Origin of the sequence: Candidatus Ruminimicrobium bovinum, from assembly GCF_902760015.1 — a bacterium.
Lineage (GTDB): Bacteria > Elusimicrobiota > Endomicrobiia > Endomicrobiales > Endomicrobiaceae > Ruminimicrobium > Ruminimicrobium bovinum.
Genome location: NZ_CACWEU010000196.1, coordinates 1 through 3,229, shown reverse-complemented (window position 1 = coordinate 3,229; position 3,229 = coordinate 1). Strand labels below are relative to the sequence as shown.

Genomic DNA, 3,229 nt, shown 5'->3' with positions numbered 1-3,229 from the left:
TTCGGATATTAAATTTATCAAAAAAACTTTTATAACCGTCTTTGTTTTTGTAATACGAAAAGAAAAATCTCGGTTCAAAGTCTGTTTTATGATAGTTGTTTTTGTATAACGATAAAAATATTTCTTTTTCGCTCATATTTAATTCTTTAATTAAATTTTTATCTTTATTTGATGTTAATATCGGCGGAAGCTGACATATATCACCAAACAGTATTAATTGGACATTTTTGTTATATAAAAGGTGTTCTATGGTTTTAAAAGTGTCTGCCCGTACCATGGATATTTCGTCTATTATGAGTATATCCAAATGGTTAATCTTATTTTTCAACGGTTCGAAATTTTGAAATTTGTTTATTCTGTAAGATAATGTTTCCATATAACCGTCATCTTTAACGGCAATGTTCAGTTTAAAGAATTTGTGGATTGTTTCACCCTGTACATTTATTGCTGCAAGACCGGTTGGAGCAACAACAGCAATGTTTTTTGTGCTGCTGACTTTATCTCTAAACCATCTCAAAAACATGGTTTTGCCAGTACCTGCCTGACCGGTAATAAAAAAGTTTTTGTTTGGGTTGCTTAAAATTTCGTTATATAAAGCTTGAAATTCATCTGTAATTTCAATGTGTTGATTATTTAATTTGTAATTATCCATATAACTTTATTATAAGAAAAATCTTTCGAAAAAAGTAGCCTGACAAGCTACAAATTAAAAAATATAAAAAAAGTGCAAGTTTTCTGTTTTTTATCAGTATATATAAATGTAAATAATAAAAATAAAGGAGATTTATTATGATAACACAATATCCGAGCAAAGAAGAAATGAATAACTTTAAAACCGAGTTAATGCCCGGTGAAAAAAGTATAATAAATAAACTTGTTAATTTTTTTCAAAATAAAAAAGACAGAAATGTAGAGATTTATATTCAACCGAATATTAACGGATTACATCCGGATATTATTGTGTTGGAAAAGAATTGTAAAGTATGGATTGTGGAAGTAAAAGATTATCATTTAAAACACTACAATATAACAAAAAACGGATGGCAATTAAAAAGAGATAATAATGTTTATCAAAAGTTTCCTTTCAGACAAGTTTCCAATTATAAAAGATGTTTTTATGAATTATTATGTCCGGAATTGGCAATCAGACTTGTACAGGATGAAAAAAATTACGGTTTGATAAAAAATGTTGTATATTTTCATAATATTACAAAAAATAAAGATTTAAAAAAACAGGGAACAAAAGTGTTTATCCGGTGATAAAGATTTGAAATATACGGAATATTTGTTTTCGGATTCAGACAATACGGATTTTGAAAAATGTTTTTCAATGAACTTAAACGGCATATTGCCGTTACAGGAAAAAGAATATGATACACTTACCAGATTTTTACAACCGTTGGATTTTCAAAAAAGAATAAATATTTCATATTCCAAACAATAACAGGAAATAATTGATAATAAGAATAAGAGACAAAAAATTTACGGAGCTGCAGGAGCGGGAAAAACGCTTGTTCTGGCAAAAAGAGCTGTTAATTTTTTGGAAAACAGCAATTGGAATTCTCACATATTAATATTAACTTACAATATTTCTTTGATTAATTATATAAGAGACAGAATAAGAGAAATATTGCCGATAACATATAAAAAGAATAAAGATTCCGTTACTGTCTTAAATTATCATCAATTTATAAAAACCGCCGTTATTGATTATGTCGATAAGAAAAATATCACAGGAGATTTGGATTTTTTTAATGATGTTAATGCTTTCAAAACAATTGGAGTACAAACAAAAAAATATGATGCTGTTTTTATTGATGAAGCACAAGATTATAATGAAAGTTGGTTTCAAATTTTAAATAAATATTTTTTGAAAACCGACGGAGAGTTGTTTATTGTTGCCGATCCCAAACAGAATATTTACGACAGGGCCGTAGACAGCAGAGATAAAGCCTAAAATTCCAAATTCCCCTGGCAGATGGAACCAATCGTTAACAAAAGGATACAGATTTGTAAGTAATAATATTGTAGAACTGTTAAATTCATTTGCAAAAATGTTTTTTTCCGCTAAATACAATGTTATTCCCATTGAGTCACAGAATGATTTAAAAAAATCTTCTCAAACAGAATTAAATTTGGTTGATATAAAATATAAAAAAGTTAACTATAACAAATTAACGGAAACTTTGTTGAATATTTATGATGATTTCAGAACAAAAAAAATTCATCCGAACGAGATTGCTTTTGTTTCCAATACTCAAAATTATTTGTTTAATTTTGATTATAATTTAAGAAAAAAGACAAAAGAGTATACAACAACTTCTTTTCTGCAAAAAGAATACCGTTCAAAAATAAAAAACAGATTGAAAAAAGAAAAATACTTTAAAAACTTATCTGTAAAAGATGCTTTTAAAAAGTATATTAACGTTTTGAAAGAAAAAGGTGTAGATATGAAGGGAAATAAATTTGAAACGATATTATCTCAATTGGAAAAAGATTCCTGTTTTGAAAACGATATTGTAAAAGAATTTAAAAAATACAGAGAGAACAAATTTATTACAAAAGATTCTTCCGATTTTTTAAAAATGTTGGATAAAGATATCAGAGAAAAAAGAGTAGAAAAAGCCGACAGACCTTTTAAATTTAATTTTTATCCTAATTCTTCTTTGTTAAAAATTTCAACAATACACAGCTTTAAAGGTTTTGAAATTCCTTATTTGGTATTAGTTATATCTCCGATTTATAAAGGCGGGAAAGTATATACCGATTTACCTATTAATACCATTTTTGAGTTGTTGTATACCGGCTTATCAAGAGGAATTAAAAATTTGACAATTGTTAATGCTGCGGAAGTTAAAGAAATAGACTCTTTTTTTCAAGAAAATAGCAGATTGTTCAATTAAATTTAAAATAAAAATCTTTCTATAAAAAGTAGCCTAATAAGCTACTTTTTTTTGTTTTTTATGTACTAAAATCATGTAGCAATGAAAAATTTGGAATGTTTATATCCTTTTTGTTGCTTTTTTTGGGAGTATGAAAAACATTGAAAAAATTAATGTGTTTATGAATCAATGTCACAATTTGCCAATGTTTTTTATTAAGTGCAAGGGAAAATAAAAATAGGAGGAATAAATATGGGATTTAAAAGAAGCCGTTATGGTAAACAAAAACATAATAAAAACGGTTGGTATTGTAGTTATAAAAATAAAAATTGCATTCATTACGAAAC

At 26.6% G+C, this 3,229-nt stretch carries 5 protein-coding genes; 4 read left to right on the top strand and 1 reads right to left on the bottom strand.

Translation table 11 applies throughout. The annotated features are described in order from the left end of the window. Positions 1–652 (bottom strand): AAA family ATPase (locus ACMUOV_RS06595; RefSeq protein WP_413854310.1); only part of this gene is annotated, 652 nt, incomplete at its 3' end. A gap of 137 nt (positions 653–789) precedes the next feature. Here ACMUOV_RS06595 and ACMUOV_RS06590 point away from each other — a divergent pair. The 4 genes from ACMUOV_RS06590 (at position 790) to ACMUOV_RS06575 (ending at position 2,903) form a co-directional block, all read left to right on the top strand. Then, positions 790–1,260 carry a nuclease-related domain-containing protein gene (locus ACMUOV_RS06590; RefSeq protein WP_413854309.1) on the top strand — a complete coding sequence of 157 codons (471 nt, stop codon included), beginning with the start codon at positions 790–792 and terminating at the stop codon, positions 1,258–1,260. Positions 1,261–1,267: 7 nt separating this feature from the next. Beyond that, complete coding sequence (locus ACMUOV_RS06585) at positions 1,268–1,444, top strand: hypothetical protein (protein ID WP_413854308.1); 177 nt, start codon at positions 1,268–1,270, stop codon at positions 1,442–1,444. A gap of 6 nt (positions 1,445–1,450) precedes the next feature. After that, positions 1,451–1,957: a UvrD-helicase domain-containing protein gene (locus ACMUOV_RS06580; RefSeq protein ID WP_413854311.1), complete on the top strand. Its 507-nt coding sequence runs from the start codon at positions 1,451–1,453 to the stop codon at positions 1,955–1,957. A gap of 97 nt (positions 1,958–2,054) precedes the next feature. Further along, complete coding sequence (locus ACMUOV_RS06575) at positions 2,055–2,903, top strand: hypothetical protein (RefSeq protein WP_413854307.1); 849 nt, start codon at positions 2,055–2,057, stop codon at positions 2,901–2,903. The last annotated feature ends 326 nt before the right edge of the window (positions 2,904–3,229 follow it).

Excerpts from the sequence above, each read along its gene's own strand:
- ACMUOV_RS06590 (WP_413854309.1), top strand. The coding sequence starts at position 790 with ATGATAACACAATATCCGAGCAAAGAAGAAATGAATAACTTTAAAACC.
- ACMUOV_RS06575 (WP_413854307.1), top strand. The coding sequence starts at position 2,055 with ATGTTTTTTTCCGCTAAATACAATGTTATTCCCATTGAGTCACAGAAT.